This window comes from uncultured Mediterranea sp. (genome assembly GCF_902493215.1).
In the GTDB taxonomy this organism is placed as follows: domain Bacteria; phylum Bacteroidota; class Bacteroidia; order Bacteroidales; family Bacteroidaceae; genus Bacteroides.
On record NZ_CABUOL010000002.1, the window covers coordinates 120,004 to 142,555 of the forward strand.

Sequence of the window (22,552 nt, forward strand, 5' to 3'; positions counted from 1 at the left end):
AAATTGTACTACCTTTGCATCCGCAATCGGGAAGTAACCCCTTGCAAATCGATCTTGGTACCTTGGATGAGTGGCTTAGTCAGCGGTCTGCAAAACCGTGTACGGCGGTTCGAATCCGCCAGGTACCTCGAAATCCAATAGAAGCCCTGCCTTTAAAAAGGCGGGGCTTTTTTGTTTGTTGACTGTCTGATAGTTAGCCTTCTTACCTTTTCTGATGTTCTTTCGCCTATCTGATGTTTTTGTGTAAATGTAGACCGTTTGTAGATCGGTAACTCATAAATCTCCCAATTGTAGCCCTCCTGATAGAATCTGTTTATCTCGGTAATATTTCATGTAAAATGTAAATTCTTTTGATTTAGGCATGAGGGATACCTCCAATCGTCTGTTTGGTGGTTGTTTTGGGAAGGTTTGAAACATAGAGGCCTTATGTTTGAAACATTCCCCCCTTATGTTTGAAACATAAGGGCCTTGGGGTTCAAACCAGGAATAAGAGACTGTCTGTGTAAATGAAGAAAGTAATGAATGTTTTGTTGAATATTATGACTTTACAGTGGAGCGGACGCCGTGGACAGGGAAGGAGAGAATGCAAAATATTTGGGGTGGGCGGATGATTATTTCTTTTATATCGGAAAATCGTCTTTGTTCTACTCTTTGGAACGCAACGGAGCGACGTTGGAAAAATTGCGCCGGCTGAATAACGCTTCTTCTGCAATGGTGGGCGGGGAACTTTTTGGGTAGAAGCAAGAAACCGAAACAAGAAACCGGGAACGGGATTTGTTTGTTCCTGTTTTATTCCCTATTTTTGTAATTCTCAATGTTATAAACCGAAATGAATATGAATACCCGGCCACACTTGGACCTGAACCCTTTGCATGGGAGGATTCCTCAACTGATTCGTCATGAAAAAGTTTATAGGACCATTCATCGTCAGTTGATGAAGAAATGGTTTCAGTACTTTGTGCTGTTCTTTATTATCGGTTCAATCATTTCCATCGTATATGGTTCGTTTGCAGAGTCGGCGCCCTACCGTAGCTGGCTGTATTCGTTCAATTACCTGGCTTCGTTTGTCTTTACGATCGAATATATCTTGAGGATTATAGCGGCTCCTGTCCAGTATGTCGATTGCAAGCATGCCTGGAAAGCCCGTCTGCGTTATCTGTTCTCCTTCTATGGCATCATCGACTTTGTGGCGGTCTTTCCGTTTGTGGTCATTTATCTCTATCAGGAGAGTCCGCACGTACATCTGGTGGTGCTGGCCTATATCCTGATTATATTCAAACTGATCCGTTATTCACGTTCTTTCCAGTTGATAGGTACGGTGCTCAAGACGGTAAAGGAGGAACTGATCACTGCCTATACGGCCTGCGGCATTATGTTGGGCTTTTCGGGGATATTGATGTATTACATTGAACGGGGAGCACAGCCGGAAGCCTTTGCCAATATAGGTGATGGATTCTGGTGGGCCATCGTGGCTTTTACGACGGTGGGCTATGGAGATATCTATCCCATCACGGCATTGGGCAGGCTTCTGAGCAGCATTATCAGCTTGATAGGCATAGCGATGATTGCCATTCCTACGGGTATTATCAGCTCGGCTTTCATGAGCATGCTTTTGGATAAGAAGAAAAAGGAAGAGAAGAAATCTTCGTCGGAGTCAGAATGACGGTCCTTTTTTGCCCGAATCAGATTAAAGTGTATCTTTGCGAATGTGACAATTTTATAAACTCGAAACAACATGAAACGACTGAATCTATTCTTTTTCTGTCTGCTGGCAATGATTGCTCTGGCAGGCAATGCTCAGGAAAAACAGGCTGACGCCAATGGTTATATTGTCAAGGTGGGTGAACAGGCTCCCGACTTTACAGTAAAGCTCACGGACGGGCAGAGCGTGAAACTGTCCAGCCTGCGTGGCAAGGTGGTGATGCTCCAGTTCACGGCCAGCTGGTGTGGCGTATGCCGCAAGGAGATGCCGTTTATCGAGAAGGATATCTGGCAGAAGCACAAGGACAACAAGTACTTTTATCTGATGGGCATCGACCGCGACGAGCCTTTGGAGAAAGTCATTGCTTTCGGCAAGGCTACCAAAGTGACCTATCCGCTGGCTCTGGATCCGGGGGCCGATGTCTTTGCCCTCTATGCGCAACGACAGGCAGGCATTACCCGCAATGTGCTGATAGACCGCGACGGGAAAATCGTTATGCTGACCCGTCTGTACAATCCGGAAGAATTCCAGCGGCTGGTCGAAAAGATAGACGCGATGCTGGCCGAAGAGTGATTCAAGCTTTCGGGCGAAGCCGGGCCAGGTAGTCGTAATGTTTTCCTTCCTTTACCAGTTCGGCTTCGAAGCCGTTTTGTGCGGCGTAGAGGGAAAGGGTCTGGAAGTCGATGTAGAGCCAGTCGAACGGATTGCCTATGATATCCTTGTACTGCATCCTGAAATCCACTTCGCCGTAGTAGTCGCCTGCAATGTCGATGACGAAACTTCCGTCTTCGTCTTCATACAGGTATCGCAGGTCGCTGGAATCCATCAGGATGCTGCCTCCGGGGCGCAACAGTTGCTTGGCTTTCCGGAAGAAGGCGGGCAGGTTCTCCAGTCGCCCGATGATGCCGGAGCCGTTCATCAGCATAAGGAGGGTGTCGTAGGAACCGCAAAAACTTTCGTTGAAGAGATTGGCCTGTGTGGCTTGCTTTACACCGCGTCTGCGCATGGCTTCTACCGATAGCGGGGAGATGTCGATGGCTTCCACTTCCTTGCCGGCCGCTTGCAGGGCCAGGCTGTGGCAACCGCTTCCGGCACCTACATCGAGGATGTGGCCGGCAGCGAGTTGCAGGGCTGTCCGCTCCAGCGGGGCCATCAGCTTTTCGGTGCGGAACAGGGTGCGGACCGGTATCTCGTCTTCGTCGAACTGGGAAGAGAATACGCGCAGCTTGTCGGCTCGTCCATGTTCCAAGTAGTCAAGGATGGCTGTTCCCATCGGGTCTTTGTCGGTTGTCAGCAGGTCGGTGTATATCATTTCTTATGTCTGTTGGCGCGCTTGCGGCGGATTTCGGCTTTCATTTTGGCGGCTCCCGAATTGTGGAGGCCGGTAATATAGGTTTTCTTTTTGGCTTTGGTTTTCACTTTGGCTTCGCCTTTGGGCTTTTCCTTTTTCCCTTTGAAGACGATGCCGCCCATCATGGCTTCTTCTATACTCATAGGTTTTACAGTTTACAGGTGAGGAATGCGGATTATCGGGCAGGCAGAATTTCAATCCAGTAGTCATCGGGGTCGTTGATGAAGTACAGCCCCATGGCTTCGTTCTCGAAGCATACCCAGCCATTCTCTTTGTGATACTGGCGGACGGCATCGTAGTCACCGCTGATGCGGAAGCACAGGTGGCTTTCGTTTTCACCCAGTTCGTAGGGCTGGGTATGGTCTTTCAGGCAGGTGAGCTCCAGCAGGAAGGGGCTGCATTCGTCAGTCAGATAGACCAGGGTGAACGAGCCGTCGGCTGCTTCCTTGCGATGATCCTCCTTCAGTCCTAAGGCTTTCTCGTAGAACGCGATGCTGCGTTCGAGGTTGGTTACGTTGATATTAAAGTGGTCGAATTTGCTTTTGATTTCCATAATTGGTTTTGAATAATGATTTGTTGGGGTATGGATCACCACAGATTACTCAGATTATCACAGATAATGATTAATGGATGATTGAAACAATCTGTGATAATCTGAGTAATCCGTGGTGCTTTGTAATATACTCTTGATTTTATTTCATCTGTGCCTTCACAATTTCACCGATGTACATGCGCGGCTGGCCTTCGAGAGGTTCCTGCGAGGGCAGCTTCTTGCATTCCAGTACGACGCTGGGTTCCTGCTGGCCGTTGGGGTAGAAACGGACGGTGTAGGTTTCGGCCTTGTCGAGTTGTTCGTGCGGCTGGTCGGGCGAGAGGAAAGTATAGACTACCGGCTTGCCGGACATCTTGCCCAGCGAACCTCCGGCGTTGGCTGTCATCATGGTCATGTTGAAGGCATCGTTGCCGATGACGATAACCAGCTTTCCGGTACCAATCTGGATGGCTTCGGCTGGCAGTTGGTCAGGAGCCACTTCCTTGAGCTGTCCGGATTGTGAAGTTGCTGTTGCACTTTGTTGCGCTTGTGCTGCTTCAGGTACTGTTGCAATCTGTTTCTTGGTAGCGATGACTGTCGTGCCGGAGTTGACGAGGCTTTTCTTTACTCCTTCAGGTTCCTTTTCATCTTTTTTGTTGCGTTTCTTTCCTCCGAACAGAGCGTCAGGTTCTTCTTCTTCACCACCTTGTACAACAATCTGGTCGATGCTTGCAGCACTCAGAGCCTCGGCTACTTCTACACAAAGGTTGTCGGCAAAGTCTACCGTCTTTCTTCGCCATTTGGCAAGGCCCATCACCAGTTTGGTCTTTTTCTTGTTGAGCGCGTATTCGTCGGTAATCCATTCTTCGGCCACATATTTTTCCTGGTCGCGGCCTTCGCGATAGGTGTAGCGTATCTTTTCGATGCGGAATTCGCATTTTTCGGGCTGGCAGAAGGCACTGAGCTGGTAGCTGATACGGGTACGGTCCAGCGACAGGGCGGTGGAAGCAAATACCATCCATTCTTCGCCCATGCCTATCACCTGGCCTTTTTCCTGGTTGGTATAGACCACGCGGCTGTCTTCGTTCTGGTTTTTCTTCAGGCGGAGTTCCATCCACTTCTTCATGCGTGCATAGATTTCGTCCTGCGACATGCCGGGAATGCTGAATTCCTTGCTGAAAACTACTTTGCCGTCTTCTTCGGGAACGGCTCCGGCCAGGTACTTGCTGTCATCACGCTTCTGGGCCTGGAGTACGGTAGGCAGACAGAGGCAGAAGACTACGAATAGGAGTTGAGTCAATTTTTTCATTGCGTTCTATTTTTTTTGTTGTTAGATGTCGAAACTTTCGCCCCGGCGGCCGATGGTAAGGAAACGGCAGCCGTGGGCTTCGGCTTGCGGACGGAAGGCGTTTCCGCCTTCGTAGTCGTCGCCGAAGTGCATGGGTACAAAGATACGGGTTTTTATCCGTTCTACGAACTGGAGGGCGCCGCGCGTGTAGTCACGGCCCATCCGACGGTCAACGGGGAAGAGGGCTACGTCGACGGCAGGCGATTCCTGCTGCAGGTTGCGGATTTCGGCCAGGTAGTCGCCTTCGGCCTTGCGGATTTCCTGCGGAGTGGATTCCTCGCTCCAGTGCCAGTTGTTCAGGTCGCCGGCATGGAAGAGGCGGAGACCTTGGAGGTCGAGGAGGAAGGAAACGCCTACATCGGTTGAACCGAAGGCCTGGATGCGCAGATGGTCGTCCTCGTAGACCCCACCTTTATTTATATAGAGGGCGTCGTCGGCCGAGGCACGCCGGTGTTTCAGAATGTCTTTCGAGAAAATGTAACGGATGTCGGGACGGACTTCACGCCAGCGGAGCACCTCGGGGTTGAAGTGGTCGGGATGGAAATGGGTGGCGAGAACGTAAAAGGCACCCGGCCGCCGTAGCAGGCGGTCGTGTACCAGGTCCCGTCCCGATTCATCGGGTGAATCTTTCCAATAGTCGATAAGAACGGTCACTTCGTCCGCCTCGATGGCAAAACCACTGTGGTATATATAGTCCAGTTTCATGCTTTATTCTTCGTACACCCTGCAATATTACGAAAAAATGGCTGAAACTCCGCTCTGGAGCAACTATTTTATTGATTTTTTTGAAAGCGCAGGAAGCAGCGCACGGATGCCGTGTCCGTGTGCTGCCGTACCTGTCAGAGCTTCACTTCGGTCTCCAATGCCTTGCCCAGCGTGAAGTCCTTGACATTCTGCAGGGTGGTGGTGGCGATGTTGCTCAGGGCCTCCTGTGTGAAGTAAGCCTGGTGGGAAGTGACGATGACGTTGTTGAACGACAGCAGGCGGGCCAGCGTGTCATCGTCGATGATCTTGTCTGAGCGGTCTTCGTAGAAGTACTGGCTCTCCTCCTCGTAGACGTCCAGGCCGGCCGAACCTATCTTCTTGTTCTTCAACCCTTCGATGAGGGCGTTGGTGTGGATGAGCTGTCCGCGGCCGGTGTTGATGATCATCACGCCGTCCTTCATTTTGCTGATGGAGTAGTCGTTGATGAGGTACTTTGTCTGCTCCGTCAGGGGGCAGTGCAGGGAGATGATGTCCGAGCTGTGATAAAGTTCGTCGAGCGTGGTGTAGACCACCTGGTTCTCGCGGGCAAAGTTGTAGTCGGGATAGAGGTCGTAGGCCAGGATGTTCATGCCGAATCCGCGGAGGATGCTGATGAGCTTCTTGGCAATCTTGCCCGTGCCGATGATGCCGGCCGTCTTGCCGTGCATGTCGAAGCCCAGCAGGCCGTGCAGGGAGAAGTTGCCCTCGCGCGTACGCCATGCGGCACGATGTATCTTGCGGTTGAGCGAGAGCATCAGGGCCACGGTATATTCGGCCACGGCATAGGGCGAGTAGGCGGGCACGCGCACCACGGCGATGCCACACTCGGCGGCGGCTTTCAGGTCCACATTGTTGTATCCCGCACAGCGCAGGGCCAGCAGCTTGACGCCGTTCGCGGCCATCAGGCGGATGACTTCGGCGTTGGCCGTATCGTTTACGAAGATGCATACCACGTCCACACCCTGCGTCAGGATGACGTTGTTCTTGTTCAAGTGTCCCTTATAGAAGCGGAGTTCGAAGCCGAAGTCCTTGTTCTTTTCGTTGAACGAAGCCTCGTCATAGGGCTTCGAGCCGAAGAATGCGATTGTTGTTGCCATGATTTACGGATCTTTATTAGAATCGATTTATGTTCGTTTTTTATCTATAACAAACGTTGTGCCGAAAAAGTTTGTTGGTTAGGAAAGTGGGGTTTTGGGCTGACAAAAAGATAGTATTCGGTTCTTTTTGCTGACAACAGCTTTTGTCAGAAACGCGCAAATAGCGCGGAAAATGAGGGAAAAGGTCGCCCAAAAGTCGTCGGAAAGCACCTTTAAGCAGGGAAAACCGTCGCTTTTCCCTCGTCAAATCGTATGTTTTCTGTGGGGAAAAGCATTGTTTTCTCTCGTTAGATTGTATGTTTCGTGTGGGAAGACGGTAGGTTTGGGCTGGGAAAGTTGTATTTGCCGTTCCAAAACGTCGTTTTTCCAGACTTTTTTCTGCTGGTTGAAATGTAAATATTTCGCTATCCGTCTGTCTTATAGCTGGTAAGGTGTTTCTTGCTTCGTCCTTTCCGACCGGCTCGTCCTTCGCTCCGAAAGAAGCGATTCTCAGGCGGTTTAAAAATCAAAGTGTCACTTTCTGACAGAATGTCAACCGATGGGAAATGTGAGGGCCGGCAGGGAAACAGAAGGAATGACTCCGTGGGTCGTTTCATTGGAAACTGTTTTGTTTTTCAATTATCAGTGCCCTTTTGAACCGATTATTTGCACAAAGCTATTGCCGGTGTGCAATTTTGTTGTACCTTTGCGCCCGCAAATCAATAAAAAAAAGAACGAATGAGAAAAAACTTGTTAATCGGCACAGCGCTGCTGATGGTTTCAATTCCAACTTTTGCGGGAGGATTCCTTGCAAACACCAATCAGAATATCTTGTTTTTGCGCATGTTGGCGCGCGACGCTTCGACCCGTATCGATGCCGTCTACTCCAATCCGGCCGGCTTGGCCTTCATCGAGGGTGGCGACGGCCTGCATCTGTCGCTGAACATCCAGAGCGCCTATCAGACGCGTCAGATAACTTCCACCTTCGCTCCCTTTGCCTATGGCGTGCAGAACGGGGGCAATGCCACCAAGCTCTTCAAGGGCGAGGCTTCGGCTCCCGTCATTCCCAGCTTCCAGGCGGCCTATAAGAACGGCGACTGGGTATTTTCGGGCAGTTTTGCCGTGACGGGCGGTGGCGGTAAGGCTACGTTCAACCAGGGCTTGGCCTCGTTCGAGTCCATCATCTCCATGCTGCCCGTCTTCGGACAGAGCATGGGCATCAACCGCTACAACGTGGACAGCTATATGGAGGGCAGCCAGTTCTTCTATGGCGTTCAGCTGGGCGTCACCTATAAGATAAACGAACACTTCTCGGCCTTCGTGGGCGGTCGCATGAACTACGTGAGCAACAACTACTCGGGCTACCTGCGCGACATCCAGATCAATATGCCGGGTACGGAAAATATGGTGCCGGCTTCGGATGCCTTCAAGGGACTGGCTTCGCAAATACCCGACAATGCTCCGGCCGAACTGCTCCAGAAGAAGGCGTTGCTGACCAAGCTGGCCGAAGCAACCACCGACAAGGAGTTGGATTGCGACCAGAAAGGCTGGGGACTGACGCCCATCATCGGCCTCGACTTCAACTGGAAGAAGCTGAACGTCGGCGTGAAGTATGAATTCAATACCAACCTGAATGTGGAGAACGACACGCGTGTCAATACGACCGGCTTCCCTGCCTACGACCACGGCATCAATACACCCAGCGACATCCCCGGCCTGCTCACCGTCGGTGTGTCCTACGACCTGTTGCCTACGCTCCGTGCTTCTGTGGGCTACCACCACTTCTTCGACAAGCAGGCCGATATGGCCAACGACAAGCAGAAGTTGCTTTCGGCCGGTACGAACGAATACCTGGCCGGTATCGAATGGGATGTGCACAAGCGCATACAGATCAGCGGTGGTATGCAGCGCACGAAGTACGGCCTGACGGACGACTACATGGAAGACATCAGTTTTGTTACCAGTTCCTGGTCGTTCGGTTTCGGTGCGGGCATCAAGCTGGCAAAGAATCTCAACCTAAACATTGCCTACTTCTGGACCAACTACGAGGACTATACCCGCGAAAGCAGCGACTACAACAACATGGCGCAGAAGCTTCAGAACATCGGCCTGCCCGAGTCCGTGGCTTCCCAGTTGCCCAAATTGCCGGGTACCGATGTGTTCACCCGCACGAACAAGGTGTTCGGCGTAGGTATCGACTATAAGTTCTGACACTCGTTTTTCCCTTTGAAATATTTACTTGGGAGGTTGTCGGCGGCATTGCCGGCAGCCTCTTTTTATTTTTCCTGTTGGCCGTTTGCGCAGAAAAGCTTATCTTTGCGGCCGATTTTGAAATGAGATGCCGTGAATAGCGGCCGTGTATTCTAGGACAACCACGTAAAAAACAGGAGTATGAAGCAAAAAGTATCTGTATCTTTTATGCTGATGGGCATTGTGTTCAACGTTTGCCTCATCGCAGCCAATCTTCTCGAGACCAAGGTCATCCAGCTGGGCAGCCTCACCGTTACCGCCGGATTGCTGGTTTTCCCCATTTCCTACATCATCAACGACTGTATTGCCGAAGTCTGGGGCTTCCGCAAGGCTCGTCTCATCATCTGGAGCGGCTTTGTGATGAACTTCTTCGTCGTCACGCTGGGGCTGATAGCCGTATCGCTGCCTGCCGCTCCGTTTTGGGAGGGCGAGGAACACTTTAACTTTGTCTTCGGTATGGCGCCACGCATTGTGGCAGCCAGTCTGATGGCCTTTCTGGTAGGCTCTTTTCTCAATGCCTACGTCATGAGCCGCATGAAGATAGCCAGCCGCGGACGCAACTTCTCGGCGCGTGCCATCTGGTCCACCGTGGTGGGCGAGACGGCCGATTCGCTCATCTTCTTCCCTGTAGCCTTCGGCGGGGTCATCGCCTGGCGCGAACTGGCGGTGATGATGGGTTTGCAGATTCTGCTGAAGTCGGCCTATGAGGTCGTTATCCTGCCCGTCACGATCCGCGTGGTGAAGGCCGTGAAGCGCATCGACGGCAGCGATGTCTACGACGAAGGCATCTCCTACAAGGTGTGGAAGGTGAAGGAAATCTGAGCAATGTATAATGAACAATGTACAATGAATAATGAATTGTGTGTATGAATCGTGATACAGCTTTGGTCGTGTTCAGCGGTGGGCAGGACTCGACCACGTGCCTGTTCTGGGCCAAACGTGAATTCAAGAAAGTAGTTGCCCTGAGCTTCCTCTACGGGCAGAAACATCAGAAAGAAGTGGAACTGGCACGGCAGATTGCCGCAAAGGCCGGTGTCGATTTTGATGTTATGGACGTGTCGTTCATTGGTAGGCTGGGCCACAATTCGCTGACCGATACCTCGATGGTGATGGATCAGGAAAAGCCCGAGGACGGTGTACCCAACACCTTTGTGCCGGGCCGTAACCTGTTCTTCCTGAGTATTGCCGCCGTCTATGCACGCGAGCGGGGCATCAACCACCTGGTGACGGGGGTATCGCAGACCGACTTCAGTGGTTATCCCGACTGCCGTGACGCTTTTATCAAGTCGCTCAACGTGACGCTCAATCTGGCTATGGACGAGCAGTTCGTCATCCACACTCCGCTGATGTGGATTGACAAGGCCGAGACTTGGGCGCTGGCCGACGAACTGGGTGTGCTCGACCTGGTGCACCACGACACGCTGACGTGCTACAACGGCATTCCCGGCGACGGATGCGGACATTGTCCTGCCTGCAAGCTCCGCCGTGAAGGGCTGGAGAAATACCTGGCGAACAAAAACATGTACCTCAAAAAGAAACCTCTTTAAATCATCTGAACAATGACAGAACTGAAAGACCAACTGACCCTGTTGGGCCGCAAGACCGAGTATAAGCAGGACTATGCTCCCGAAGTACTTGAAGCTTTCGACAACAAACATCCCGAGGACGATTACTGGGTGCGTTTCAACTGCCCCGAATTCACCAGTCTGTGCCCCATCACCGGGCAGCCCGACTTTGCCGAGATACGTATCTCCTACATCCCTGACGTGAAGATGGTAGAGAGTAAGAGTCTCAAGCTTTATCTCTTCAGCTTCCGTAACCACGGCGCTTTCCACGAAGACTGCGTGAATATCATCATGAAGGATCTCATCCGCCTGATGAATCCCAAGTACATCGAAGTGACAGGCCTGTTCACTCCTCGTGGCGGTATCTCCATTTATCCGTATGCCAATTACGGCCGTCCCGGTACCAAATACGAGCGCATGGCCGAGCAGCGGCTGATGAACCGGGAATAATACGAAAAATGCCCTCCGCCGGCGGAGGGCATTCCCAAGTAAAATCTATGGTCGTTGCAGGTTACCTGATGCGTCGGTAGCCATATACGGCCAGGTCACCGAGCTCCTCCTCGATGCGGAGCAGTTGGTTGTACTTGGCCATGCGGTCCGATCGGCTCAGGGAGCCGGTCTTTATCTGCCCGCTGTTTGTGGCCACGGCAATGTCGGCGATGGTAGCATCCTCCGTCTCGCCCGAGCGGTGGGAGGTGACGGTGGTGTAGCCGTGGCGGTGGGCCATCTCGATGGCATCGAGCGTTTCGCTCAAAGTACCTATCTGGTTCACCTTGATGAGGATGGAGTTGGCACAACCCATTTCAATACCTTTGCGCAAGAATTCCACGTTGGTAACAAAGAGGTCGTCGCCCACCAGTTGGCAGCGGTGTCCGATGCGTTCTGTCAGCTGTTTCCAGCCTTCCCAGTCGTTCTCGCTCATACCGTCCTCAATGGAGTCGATGGGATACTTGTTGATAAGTTCCTCCAGGTAGGCAATCTGTTCGTCGGTGGTGCGCTTCTTGCCTTTCGCGCCTTCGAAGAGGGTGTAGTCGTACACGCCGTCTTTATAGAATTCGCTGGAGGCACAATCCATACCAATCTTTACATCACGTCCCGGTTCGTATCCGGCAGCGCGGATGGCAGACATGATGCTGTCCAGTGCATCTTCCGTTCCATTCAGGGCAGGAGCGAAACCTCCTTCATCGCCCACGGCTGTACTGAGCCCGCGGTCGTGGAGCACCTTCTTCAGGGCGTGGAATACCTCGGCACCCATGCGAAGCCCTTCGCGGAACGACGGAGCCCCGACGGGACGTATCATGAATTCCTGGAAGGCGATGGGGGCATCGCTGTGCGAGCCGCCGTTGATGATGTTCATCATGGGTACGGGCAACACATAGGTATTCACGCCGCCGATATACCGATATAAAGGAATGTCGAGCGCGCAGGCTGCAGCCTTGGCCACGGCGAGCGACACGCCGAGGATGGCATTGGCACCCAGTCTCGACTTGGTGGGTGTTCCGTCCAGTTCCAGCATGCGGTGGTCGATGGCGCGTTGGTTCAGGGCAGACAGGCCGATGAGCGCGGGAGCTATTACCTTATTCACGTTTTCTACAGCCTTTAGCGTGCCCTTGCCGCTGTAGCGTTGCTTGTCGCCGTCGCGCAGTTCCAGGGCCTCATGTTCGCCTGTCGATGCACCCGAGGGTACGGCAGCACGGCCTATGGCGCCGCATTCCAGTGTTACGTCTACTTCTACGGTGGGATTGCCGCGTGAATCGAGTATCTCGCGGGCGATGATTTTTTCTATCTTCATACGTTTCTTGTTTTAAAGGGTTTATAATCGTTGGTATTCATATAACACTTTTCTGTTGTGCAAAGTTCGTGGAAAGCTTTGTTTTATCCAATACCCAGATGTAGGGAAAGGTGGGAGAACAGATACACGGAAGTAGGTATGTGCGAAGTGTTTTACCTAAATATGGCTATTGATAGGGATGTTTCTGGGGGAAGACAGGCTGGAGAGGCAGATGAAATACCGACAACAGGCGATTGTGGGAAAAATGATTTCTGTGGAACTTTGCAGTCGGAAACAAAGAGCAGAAAGAGATTGAAAACAACTACACTTACATTGGGAATAGCAGGCCTGTTGTGCCTGCTGGGAATCATGACGCTCCGTGCACAGGAAGCTCATCGTGAAGGAAAGCATTGTTTTATATCGGGAAAAGTAGTCTCGACCGAGGAAGAAACGGTTGATTTTGCCACTGTTTATCTGAAGGGTACTTCTTACGGAGGTACCACCAACGGTGAAGGGCGTTTCCATATTCAGGCTCCGGCGGGTCGCTATACGTTGGTCGTTTCGGCCGTAGGCTACAAGACGGTAGAACAACCATTTGACTTGCGGCGTGGAGAGAAACGGGAAGTGAACATTACCATCACTCCTGATATACAGATGCTGGACGAGGTAACCATCGTTTCGACCGGAGTGAACCGTGTCAAGCGTTCGGCCTTCAACGCCGTGGCTGTCGATACCAAGGAATTGCAGAACACCACCAAGAACCTGAGTGAAGCGTTGGCTAAGGCGCCGGGCATGAAGTTGCGTGAATCGGGTGGCGTGGGGTCGGACATGCAGGTGATGATGGACGGTTTCAGCGGCAAGCATGTCAAGGTATTCATTGACGGTATACCCCAGGAAGGAACGGGCAGTTCGTTCGGCTTGAATAACATTCCTGTAGGTTTTGCCGAGCGCATAGAAATATATAAAGGTGTGGTGCCCGTAGGCTTCGGTACAGATGCCATTGGTGGTGTCATCAACATCGTGACAGGCAAACAGCGTCGCCGCTGGTTTGTGGATGCGTCTTATTCCTATGGTTCGTTCAATACGCACAAGTCTAATGTTCGCTTTGGACAGACTTTCAAGAACGGCTTTACTTATGAGGTGAATGCCTTCCAGAACTATTCGGACAACAATTATTATGTCGATGCCCCTGTGCTGAACTTCGAGACGGGCAGCTTCAGCGACAAGGAGTTGGTGCGTGTAAAGCGCTTCAATGACACCTATCACAACGAAGCCGTTGTTGCCAAGGCTGGCTTCGTGGACAAGTCGTGGGCCGACCGTCTGATGCTGGGGTTCATTTGGTCGCATATGTATCAAGACATCCAGACGGGTGTCCGCCAGAAGACAGTCTTCGGTGAGAAGCACCGCTTCGGTCACTCGCTCATCCCCTCGGTGGAGTATAGTAAGCGGGACCTTCTGTTGAAGGGACTTGACTTGATGCTCTCTGCCAACTACAACCGTAATGCCACCACCAATGTGGACACTGCACACTACAAATACAACTGGCTGGGCGAACGTTATCCACTGAATACGCCCGGCGAACAGTCGCGCCAGTACAGCCGGGCCGACAACAACAACTGGAATGCTACGGCCACGCTGAACTACCGTCTGAACCGTATCCATCAGTTTACATTGAACCATGTACTCAGCACCTTCAGTCGAGATAACACTTCGCTGCTGGCTGCCGAGGCACAGACCGACCCCATTGCCAAACAGACGCGCAAGAGCATCACAGGCCTTTCTTACCGCCTGATGCCGTCAGAGCGATGGAACCTTTCCGTCTTCGGCAAACACTACCGGCAATATGTGGCAGGACCTATGGCCGAAGATGACACGGGCAGTAACTATGTGCGTACCAGCCGCACAGTCAGTTCCTGGGGATACGGCGCGGCAGGTACTTACTTCTTTGTAGAAGGGATGCAGGCCAAGTTGTCTTATGAGCGTGCCTACCGTCTGCCCACCATCGAAGAAATGTTCGGTGACGAGGATCTGGAGAGCGGGCAAATCAGCCTTCGTCCTGAGAGTAGTCACAACATGAACTTAAGCCTCAGTTACAGCAAGACTTGGGGGCGTCACTCTGTCTACGTGGAGGGCGGGCTGGTCTATCGCGATACGCACGACTACATCCAGCGCAACGTACAGGATTTGAGTGGCGGTAAAGAGAATGCCACTTACATCAACTACGGCAACGTGCTGACCAAGGGGTACAATCTATCTGCCCGCTATAGCCTGGGACGCTGGCTCAGCCTGGGTGGTAACTTCACCCAAATGGACGTACGCGACAATGAACGCTATCAGATAGGCAGTTCGGGTAATGAAGTGGAAAATTTAGGTTACCGCTCACGCATGCCCAATGTGCCCTACCGCTTTGCCGACTTTGACGCTAACCTCTATTGGCACAACTTGGGTGGACAGGGGAATGTGTTGACATTGACCTACGACAACCAGTGGACACATGCGTTTTCCTACTATTCCGAAGTGATCGGCAGCAGCAGCGACTACATTGTGCCCGACCAGTTTGCCCACAATCTTTCGCTGAGCTACAGCCTGAAGAACGGTCGTTACAACTTCTCTGTGGAGTGCCGCAATTTTACGGATGAAGATCTCTACGATAACTTCAGTCTCCAGAAGGCCGGGCGCGCCTTCTACGGTAAGGTGCGCGTCTGCTTCGGCAACTGAGCCTGCCACCCTCAGCACCTCTGCCCGTCTGCTTACAGACATGAGGGTACAATCATCCCGGATGATTCCGGCTATCAATGCGGATGATTCCTATAATCATCCCGGATGATTGTATGCATTCCCCATGCTTCGGCCATGCTGAGGCGTAGGGGAAGTGTGCCGGAAACCTGTCCCACGACTGCCATCGGAACAAACAGAAACAATTACATAAAAAAGAGAAGAACATGAAAACAAATCAATTACTGACAGGCCTCTTTGCCGTCGCACTGGGCGGCATGGCCCTCGCTTCCTGCTCGGAAGACGAACAGAACGGAGGAAACAATGCTAACAATGCCTCCAAAGGAAATTATGTGATAGCTGCCACCGTGACCAGCAGCAGTACCGACACCTATGTGTTGCTGACTGCCCCCTCGCTTGACGAGGGCGAGATTACGACGCAAGGGAACGGTTTGGTAAACGAAGGTGCCACCTACTGGGTGTTCTATGCCAACCGTTACCTTTATGCCTTGAACTATAATCAGGGCGAGGCGGGTACTACACAATCGTTTGTGATGAACACAGAGGGTGCACTGGAGAAACGTTCGCAAGAATACTACGTCAACCGCTTTACTACTTATGGTTTTTATGATAAGTATATCATGACTACCTCTACTGGCGACGGTCCTTCGGAGCTGAAGGATGAAAACGGTTATGTACCACAATCGTTTCTGGCCTCCTATCTTGACGTAGAAAGTCAGACCTATACCAGCAATACGGTGAATGTCTCGACTCCTTTCCTTTCTGAAAACTTTTTGGGTAATGGCGAGTACGTCACTCTGGCCGGACTGACGCAAGTGGGCAGCAAGCTCTATGCCGCTGCCGTGCCTATGGGGCTCAGTCAGTACGGTTGCATGCAGCGGAATGCCGACGGAAGCTATAAATGGGTTCGTCCCGGTTACGAAGACCTTATCAAGACAGAATCCGGCGGAAGCGGTAGCGGTGCTTACGACAAGGACGAATTGCAATGGACCCAATATCCCGACGAATGTTGGATGGCTATCTTCAACGATCAGACCTTGACTGATTACAAACTCATCAAGACCGACAAAATCAGTTATGCCTGTGGGCGCAACCGCTCGCAGTACTACCAGATGAACTGGCTGGCCGACGACGGTTACATGTACGTATTCTCGCCCTCATATGCCAAGACGATGAGTGATGTTCGTCAGCAGACCACTCTGCCCGCCGGCGTGGTGCGCATCAATACAACGACCGAGACTTTCGACGATGCTTACTATTACAACTTGGAGGAGAAAGCCGATGGGGCTTCTTTCTTGCGCAGCTGGTATATAGGAGGCAACTATTTCCTGTTGCTGATGTATGACAAAGAAATCACTGCTTCGGACAAAGTAGCGAACCGTTTGGCCGTGTTCAACGTTACTAATGGCAATCTTTCCTTTGTCAGCGGCTTGCCTTCGGATGTAAGCGGTTTCGGCAATACCCCCTATATGGAAGATGGTGCGGCCTATGTCGCTGTGACTACCGAGTCGGGTTATCCTACGATTTATCGAGTGGAGCCTTCGTCGGCTACAGCTACTGCAGGTCTGGTTGTGAAAGCCACTTCGCTCAATGGTGTGGGACGATTGGAGAGTGAATGATTATTGATAAAGAATGAACGATGAGAAAGTTGTTTCGTAACATCCATTTGTGGTTGTCCGTACCTTTCGGACTGATTATTACGCTTGTCTGTTTCTCGGGCGCTATGTTGGTGTTTGAGCGGGAAGTGACACAATGGGCACATCCCGAAGTGTTTGATGTGGATTCGCAGGGGTGTCAGCCACTGCCAATAGAAGAGGTCGTGCGGCGGGTATCGGCTACTTTGCCCGATGATGTCCGTGTGACGGGGGTTACTGTTTTTTCTGATCCGGAGAAGGCTTGGCAGTTGTCATTGTCCAAACCGTCACGGGCATCGGTTTATGCCAATCCTTTTACCGGTGAAGTGACAGGCCGTTCGGAACGTCTGCCTTTCTTTGCCACAATGTTCCGTCTGCATCGCTGGCTGCTGGACAGCCGACCCTTGGGCGACGGGGTCTTTTGGGGCAAAATGGTGGTGGGCGTCAGTACCCTTCTGTTTGTTTTCGTGCTCGTGTCGGGTGTCGTCATTTGGTGGCCGCGTACACGGAAGGCTTTGCAAAACAGCCTGAAAATACGGGTCCGTAAAGGCTGGCGTAGCTTCTGGTATGGTCTGCATGTGGCTGGTGGCATGTATGCCCTGCTTCTGTTGCTTGTCATGGCACTGACGGGACTTACGTGGTCCTTTGGCTGGTACCGTACTGGTTTTTACTCTCTTTTCGGAGTGGAGGCAAAATCGGGTATGGGCCATGGAAATGCAGCTGCCGGGCAGAAACACTCACGTAATAAAAAAGAAGGTAACCGAACGGCTCATTGGCAAGGTGTGTATGACCGTTTGCGTCAGGAGAACCCCGATGCCTCACAGATTACCATTGCCGACGGTTCGGCCAGCATCCCGGCTTGTTCTTATGGTAATACTCGCGCTACGGACCGTTATACTTTCGATTCCCGTACCGGCGAGTTGACGGGCTGTACGCTTTATTGTAAGCAAGACAACTCAGGTAAGATACGAGGCTGGATTTATGCGGTACATACAGGTAGCTGGGGAGGAGTGACGACACGGATTCTCTGGTTTTTGGCTGCCATGCTGGGTGCCACACTTCCGTTGACAGGTTATTATTTGTGGATTAGGCGTATTTGCCGCAGGAAATAATAGGTGTTGGCATCTCTTACTATAAAAAATGCGGGTAACCGGAGAATATTTTGTTCATGGTTACCCGCATTTCTTTATATCAGTTTTAATATCGAATGCTTGAGATAATTGCATTGACAGACTCTTCTGTTCCGCAGAATGGGCCGTGCGATTGGAGCTTGATGGTACACATGGCTGCTGCGAAGCATCCTGCTTCCTGGTAAGAAGCACCCAGGCTGCGCTTGTACAGATAGCCGGCCATGTAGGTATCTCCACATCCGGTGGCGTCTACAACTTTCAGTGTGGGGTAGGCTGGGATGTCGTAGAACTGGCCTCCACTGTAAATGAGTGAACCTTTGTCGCCCAACGTCAGCAAAACTGTTTTTACACCCCAGTCGGCAATAAGCAGGGCCGCTTCGTGCGGTTCGTTACATCCTGTCAGAACTTCCATTTCGCTTTCGTTGGCTTTCAGCGTGTGTATGTACTTCAAGGCTTCCTTCTTTTCAATCCAATCTACAGGATATACCTTTTCATTTTCTACTTTACGGAGGAATCCTTGCACATCGGCGGCCAGTGTACTTCGACTGGCCAGGTACTTGATGACTTCCAGTGAGAAGTCATCAGCCAGCAGGGTACCCAGGTGAATGATGTTGGCTTCTACGTCCTTGAGGTCAGCTATGCAGAACGGATCGGCCTGTGCAGTGACCCGTTGGCGGCGTTCATTGGGATTGCTACCATAAATGTTTTCAAAACTATGCGAGTGGACGGTGGGTACCAGTTTCACTTCGATGCCTTCGCTGGCTATTTCTTCTGCTGCAGCCTTGTCTTCTTCAGCCAATGCAGTGACCAGCAAAAAGTTCTCGGCTCGCAGGCGGCTGACAGCCTTTGCAAAATAGTAAGCGGTGCCTCCCGGCATGTTGACGGTATTGTCAGGTGTTACAATTTTGTCGCGGGTGATATACCCGATGCAGCATAATTTATGGTTCATTCTCTTCTTTTCTCTTGTATTCGGACTGCAAAGGTACACAATATTTGCTTTTCGTTTTGAAAACTGAAAGACTTTGTTTCAGTTTTCATGAAGAAAAAGGAAAAATTGACCGTTTAAAGGATTCAATTCTGGTCCGATATGCAATAAGGCTGACGGTCGGTACGTGTATTGTGAGGCTTTTCGTCTATAGAACTGCGTACAACTTTCATATCTGTAGCGTGCAGACCTGCTCGTGTGGCGGGTGTTTCCGGGTTGCTGGGGAAAGCTCCTGTAGCCATGTGTATCAATACTGGTTGCATCAGCAGGTCATCTTCCGAACCCAGTTCGCCCAAAGCAGAACCATAGATTTCAGACAGATTGAAGTCGGGTTGAAGTCCTTCTGCATCGTAATCTTTGTAACCGTCGGCATTGCTCAGATAGTAGGTGGTCAGCCATAGCTCGAGCAAAGGTTCCTGTTCGTCCGTATAGAGAGCTTGGGCTACATTCTTTCCGAATGTGGCGCTGCCTACCTGATACAAATTTCCTGTCCGATAGGGGCGCAGACAGTTGATGATGATTTCCGAAGCCGATGCTGTATTGCCCGACGTGAGGATGTACAGGTTCTGATAAGAAAGACTGCTTCCGCCGGGAAGAAGAGTTGCGTCGAAGTTGTAACTTTCTACCGTGCCTATTTTGTCATTGGGGGTCATGTATAGCATGGGTTGTCCCATTGCACTGGAAGGAGCGAGCAGGGTACACAACGTTTGTGCGGTAGATACGTATCCGCCCGGGTTGTAGCGGAGGTCGAGGATGATGTCATCGGGTTGTGTAGAGGCCAGTTGGCTGTAGAGCGATTGCCATTGGGTGATATCATTCTGGCCGAATTCGTTGTAAAGGATGTAGGCTGCCCTGCGGTTACCCGACCGGATGAGGCTTGTCTTCAGCAGGTTCTGTATTTCGATGATACGGGGGGCGGGCATTTGCAGGGTACCGGTCGTATCCATTTTGGCCAGTTCGGCGTTGTAGGTGCCCAGCGTGAAGGTATGGGCGGTTGTGGGATGGCTGACATATTTGCCGTAGTCGCTCGAACCAATCTTTATACTGTCGGCTCCAATGATGATGTCTCCACGTTTCAATCCGGCTTCTTCGGCGGGCGAGTTGGGCTGGGTGTAGAGCACTTGTAAGGCATAGTCGCCATTGGGAGCTTTCAACATGACGGCTTCATAGCCGTAGGTGGGGTTTTCGCTTAGAGAGCGGGTAGAGGCAGTCGTCTTTACCGAGTCGACATGCGAGTAAACAACTCCGTTTTTCTTGTCTTTCTCCGAAGCAGCCGCATTCAGAAATTCCTGGGGTGTCATGAAAAAATCCAGTTCCGATTCGGCGGGCAGGTCTTCATAGAACAGATAGTAGTTCTGCATGGTCTGATACATCCAGGTTTTGGTACGGATGAGGGCATAGTATTCGCCTGTGCGGTCTTCTCCGCACGATGTAAAAGATGCCAGTATGGCGAGGCATGCAACGGTCAGGTGAAAGAGGAGTCGTTTCATAAATGGGAAAAAAACTCCTGCAACCATTCCGATTGCAGGAGTTTGTCTATCATAAAGTAAATAGGATTACTTGTTCAAAGCCTGAGCTACGTCTACGGCGCAAGCTACTGTACAACCTACCATCGGGTTGTTACCGATACCCAGGAATCCCATCATTTCTACGTGAGCAGGAACGGATGAAGAACCGGCAAACTGAGCATCAGAGTGCATACGGCCCATAGTATCGGTCATACCATAAGAAGCAGGACCGGCAGCCATGTTGTCAGGATGCAGGGTACGGCCTGTACCACCACCGCTGGCTACTGAGAAGTAGGGCTTGCCTGCCAGTACGCGTTCTTTCTTGTACGTACCTGCAACGGGGTGCTGGAAGCGGGTCGGGTTGGTAGAGTTACCTGTGATGGATACGTCTACGCCTTCTTTCCACATGATGGCTACACCTTCGCGAACGTCGTCGGCACCGTAGCATTTCACTTTGGCACGAGGACCGTCGCTGTATGCGATTTCCTTCACAACTTTCAGCTCGCCAGTGTAGTAGTCGAACTGAGTCTGAACGTAAGTAAAGCCGTTGATACGGGAGATGATCATGGCAGCGTCTTTACCCAGACCGTTCAGGATGCAGCGCAGAGGCTCTTTACGAACCTTGTCGGCCTTGGCGGCAATCTTGATGGCACCTTCGGCAGCGGCGAATGATTCGTGGCCGGCCAGGAAGGCGAAGCACTTGGTCTCTTCGCTCAGCAGACGGGCTGCCAGGTTACCGTGACCCAGACCTACCTTACGGTCGTCGGCTACAGAACCGGGGATGCAGAATGCCTGCAGACCGATACCGATAGCTTCGGCAGCTTCGGCAGCTGTCTTCACGCCTTTCTTCAGGGCGATGGCGCAACCTACTACGTAAGCCCACTTTGCATTTTCGAAGCAGATGGGCTGAGTTTCTTCGCAAGTCTTGTAAGGATCGAGACCGTATGATTCACAGATTTGGTTAGCTTCTTCGATGTCCTTGATACCGTTTTCGTTCAGAGCAGCAAGAATTTGCTTGATACGACGGTCTTGGCTTTCAAATTTCACTTCTCTAATCATATTTCCTTCCTCCTTATTCTTTACGTGGGTCAATGTATTTAACTGCACCGGCCTCTTTGCTGAAGCGTCCGTAAGTACCGGTTACCTTCTTCAGAGCTTCGTTGGCGTCTGTGCCTTTCTTGATCTCGTCCATGAACTTGCCCAGGTGAACGAATTCATAGCCGCAAACCTGATCGTCCTTGTCCAGAGCGATGGTCTTGATATAGCCTTCAGCCATTTCGAGGTAGCGGGTACCCTTGGCCAAAGTGCCATACAACGTACCTACCTGGCTGCGCAGACCCTTGCCGAGGTCTTCCAAGCCGGCACCGATCATCAGACCGCCTTCTGAGAAAGCTGACTGAGTACGTCCGTAAACGATCTGCAGGAAGAGTTCACGCATGGCCGTATTGATGGCGTCGCAAACGAGGTCCGTGTTCAGGGCTTCGAGGATAGTCTTGCCCGGAAGGATTTCAGAAGCCATGGCGGCGGAGTGAGTCATACCGGAGCAACCGATAGTCTCTACCAGAGCCTCCTGGATAACGCCTTCCTTCACGTTGAGGGTTAATTTACAAGCACCTTGCTGGGGGGCACACCATCCGATACCGTGTGTCAGACCAGAGATGTCAACGATTTCTTTAGCTTTTACCCATTTACCTTCTTCGGGAATAGGAGCCGGTCCGTGGTTGGGACCTTTCTTTACAACACACATGTGTTCCACTTCGTGTGAATAAGTCATAATTAGCTCTTTTTAGTTAGTTATAATTTAAAAAACGCAGTTCCACTTCGTAAAACCGTTTGCAAAGTTAACCGTTTTCTTCCATCCTACCAATGTTTTGATTTGAGTTTTTTGCAAAAAATAAGTAATGAAAAACAAAGGCGGGCAGATTGGCAGGTGGGCTTTGCAATATGGGGGCGTACATGCGTAGCGTCGTTCTTTTGTCTTGCAATCCCGCCTTCGGCAGGCTTGTGGCTTTGCATCGGGGCCTATGTAAGGAGGGTAACAGGTATAAGATGCTATCTTGCGTTGCACAAGATGCCATCTTGTGCAGCATGAGATGCCATCTTGTGCATGCTGTCTTGCAAGGGAAGACGACGTGATATTATAGGTGCGGCGACGTGGGAGGCTTGCCGCCGGCATTTTTGCCCGCAATTGTTTTTTCCTTTCCCTGTTTATTTATAGTT

20 protein-coding genes and 1 tRNA gene are annotated in these 22,552 nt (G+C 51.4%); 10 read left to right on the plus strand and 11 right to left on the minus strand.

The window, feature by feature from the left end:
• Positions 1-56: 56 nt before the first annotated feature.
• The 3 genes from RDO88_RS01765 to RDO88_RS01775 all read left to right on the plus strand — a co-directional run bounded on the left by RDO88_RS01765 (position 57) and on the right by RDO88_RS01775 (position 2,275).
• Positions 57-128: transfer RNA gene (locus RDO88_RS01765), tRNA-Cys, on the plus strand.
• A gap of 707 nt (positions 129-835) precedes the next feature.
• A complete protein-coding gene (locus tag RDO88_RS01770; protein ID WP_307757723.1) occupies positions 836-1,663 on the plus strand; it encodes an ion transporter in 828 nt (275 codons plus the stop codon).
• 72 nt (positions 1,664-1,735) lie between these two features.
• Complete coding sequence (locus RDO88_RS01775) at positions 1,736-2,275, plus strand: redoxin family protein (protein WP_307757724.1); 540 nt, start codon at positions 1,736-1,738, stop codon at positions 2,273-2,275.
• A gap of 1 nt (position 2,276) precedes the next feature.
• On the opposite strand, the gene RDO88_RS01780 is transcribed toward RDO88_RS01775, so the two are convergent.
• From RDO88_RS01780 to RDO88_RS01805, 6 genes are all read right to left on the minus strand, one after another.
• Positions 2,277-3,014 carry a methyltransferase domain-containing protein gene (locus RDO88_RS01780; RefSeq protein ID WP_307757725.1) on the minus strand — a complete coding sequence of 246 codons (738 nt, stop codon included), beginning with the start codon at positions 3,012-3,014 and terminating at the stop codon, positions 2,277-2,279.
• Entirely contained in the window at positions 3,011-3,196 is a 186-nt protein-coding gene (locus tag RDO88_RS01785; protein ID WP_021847527.1) for a hypothetical protein, read from the minus strand. The genes RDO88_RS01780 and RDO88_RS01785 overlap by 4 nt, the downstream gene beginning before the upstream one ends.
• A 32-nt stretch (positions 3,197-3,228) precedes the next feature.
• Positions 3,229-3,606: a VOC family protein gene (locus RDO88_RS01790; RefSeq protein ID WP_307757726.1), complete on the minus strand. Its 378-nt coding sequence runs from the start codon at positions 3,604-3,606 to the stop codon at positions 3,229-3,231.
• A gap of 139 nt (positions 3,607-3,745) precedes the next feature.
• The gene (locus RDO88_RS01795; RefSeq protein ID WP_307757727.1) at positions 3,746-4,894 is read right to left on the minus strand and encodes a DUF4468 domain-containing protein; all 1,149 of its coding nucleotides are present in this window, start codon (positions 4,892-4,894) and stop codon (positions 3,746-3,748) included.
• Between the two features lie 21 nt (positions 4,895-4,915).
• The gene (locus tag RDO88_RS01800) at positions 4,916-5,638 is read right to left on the minus strand and encodes an MBL fold metallo-hydrolase (protein WP_307757728.1); all 723 of its coding nucleotides are present in this window, start codon (positions 5,636-5,638) and stop codon (positions 4,916-4,918) included.
• 134 nt (positions 5,639-5,772) lie between these two features.
• Complete coding sequence (locus RDO88_RS01805) at positions 5,773-6,774, minus strand: NAD(P)-dependent oxidoreductase (protein ID WP_307757729.1); 1,002 nt, start codon at positions 6,772-6,774, stop codon at positions 5,773-5,775.
• Positions 6,775-7,491: 717 nt separating this feature from the next.
• On the opposite strand from RDO88_RS01805, the gene RDO88_RS01810 reads away from it, so the two are divergent.
• The 4 genes from RDO88_RS01810 (at position 7,492) to queF (ending at position 11,018) form a co-directional block, all read left to right on the plus strand.
• A complete protein-coding gene (locus RDO88_RS01810; RefSeq protein WP_307757730.1) occupies positions 7,492-8,964 on the plus strand; it encodes a hypothetical protein in 1,473 nt (490 codons plus the stop codon).
• A gap of 180 nt (positions 8,965-9,144) precedes the next feature.
• Positions 9,145-9,825, plus strand: a complete 681-nt coding sequence (locus RDO88_RS01815; RefSeq protein ID WP_307757731.1) for a queuosine precursor transporter — start codon at positions 9,145-9,147, stop codon at positions 9,823-9,825.
• Positions 9,826-9,869: 44 nt separating this feature from the next.
• Positions 9,870-10,550, plus strand: coding sequence for a 7-cyano-7-deazaguanine synthase QueC (gene queC, locus RDO88_RS01820; protein WP_307757732.1), 681 nt, complete (start codon positions 9,870-9,872; stop codon positions 10,548-10,550).
• A gap of 12 nt (positions 10,551-10,562) precedes the next feature.
• Positions 10,563-11,018: a preQ(1) synthase gene (gene queF, locus RDO88_RS01825; RefSeq protein WP_307757733.1), complete on the plus strand. Its 456-nt coding sequence runs from the start codon at positions 10,563-10,565 to the stop codon at positions 11,016-11,018.
• A 61-nt stretch (positions 11,019-11,079) separates the two neighbouring features.
• Here the strand turns inward: queF and eno are convergent, their stop codons facing one another.
• A complete protein-coding gene (eno, locus tag RDO88_RS01830) occupies positions 11,080-12,360 on the minus strand; it encodes a phosphopyruvate hydratase (RefSeq protein WP_307757734.1) in 1,281 nt (426 codons plus the stop codon).
• Between the two features lie 348 nt (positions 12,361-12,708).
• Here eno and RDO88_RS01835 point away from each other — a divergent pair, with 348 nt between their 5' ends.
• The 3 genes from RDO88_RS01835 (at position 12,709) to RDO88_RS01845 (ending at position 17,821) form a co-directional block, all read left to right on the plus strand.
• Entirely contained in the window at positions 12,709-15,057 is a 2,349-nt protein-coding gene (locus RDO88_RS01835; protein ID WP_307757844.1) for a TonB-dependent receptor domain-containing protein, read from the plus strand.
• A 224-nt stretch (positions 15,058-15,281) separates the two neighbouring features.
• Positions 15,282-16,694, plus strand: coding sequence for a DUF4374 domain-containing protein (locus tag RDO88_RS01840; RefSeq protein WP_307757735.1), 1,413 nt, complete (start codon positions 15,282-15,284; stop codon positions 16,692-16,694).
• A gap of 20 nt (positions 16,695-16,714) precedes the next feature.
• Positions 16,715-17,821 (plus strand): PepSY domain-containing protein, encoded by a 1,107-nt coding sequence (locus tag RDO88_RS01845; RefSeq protein ID WP_307757736.1) that lies wholly within the window; start codon positions 16,715-16,717, stop codon positions 17,819-17,821.
• An 85-nt stretch (positions 17,822-17,906) separates the two neighbouring features.
• Here the strand turns inward: RDO88_RS01845 and RDO88_RS01850 are convergent, their stop codons facing one another.
• From RDO88_RS01850 to RDO88_RS01865, 4 genes are all read right to left on the minus strand, one after another.
• Positions 17,907-18,788 carry a PfkB family carbohydrate kinase gene (locus RDO88_RS01850; RefSeq protein WP_307757737.1) on the minus strand — a complete coding sequence of 294 codons (882 nt, stop codon included), beginning with the start codon at positions 18,786-18,788 and terminating at the stop codon, positions 17,907-17,909.
• 122 nt (positions 18,789-18,910) lie between these two features.
• Positions 18,911-20,314: a S41 family peptidase gene (locus RDO88_RS01855; protein WP_307757738.1), complete on the minus strand. Its 1,404-nt coding sequence runs from the start codon at positions 20,312-20,314 to the stop codon at positions 18,911-18,913.
• A 66-nt stretch (positions 20,315-20,380) separates the two neighbouring features.
• Positions 20,381-21,391 (minus strand): GGGtGRT protein, encoded by a 1,011-nt coding sequence (locus RDO88_RS01860; RefSeq protein WP_277121488.1) that lies wholly within the window; start codon positions 21,389-21,391, stop codon positions 20,381-20,383.
• A 13-nt stretch (positions 21,392-21,404) separates the two neighbouring features.
• On the minus strand, positions 21,405-22,106 hold the full coding sequence (locus tag RDO88_RS01865) for an iron-sulfur cluster assembly scaffold protein (RefSeq protein WP_021846350.1): 702 nt from the start codon (positions 22,104-22,106) through the stop codon (positions 21,405-21,407).
• Between the last annotated feature and the right edge of the window lie 446 nt (positions 22,107-22,552).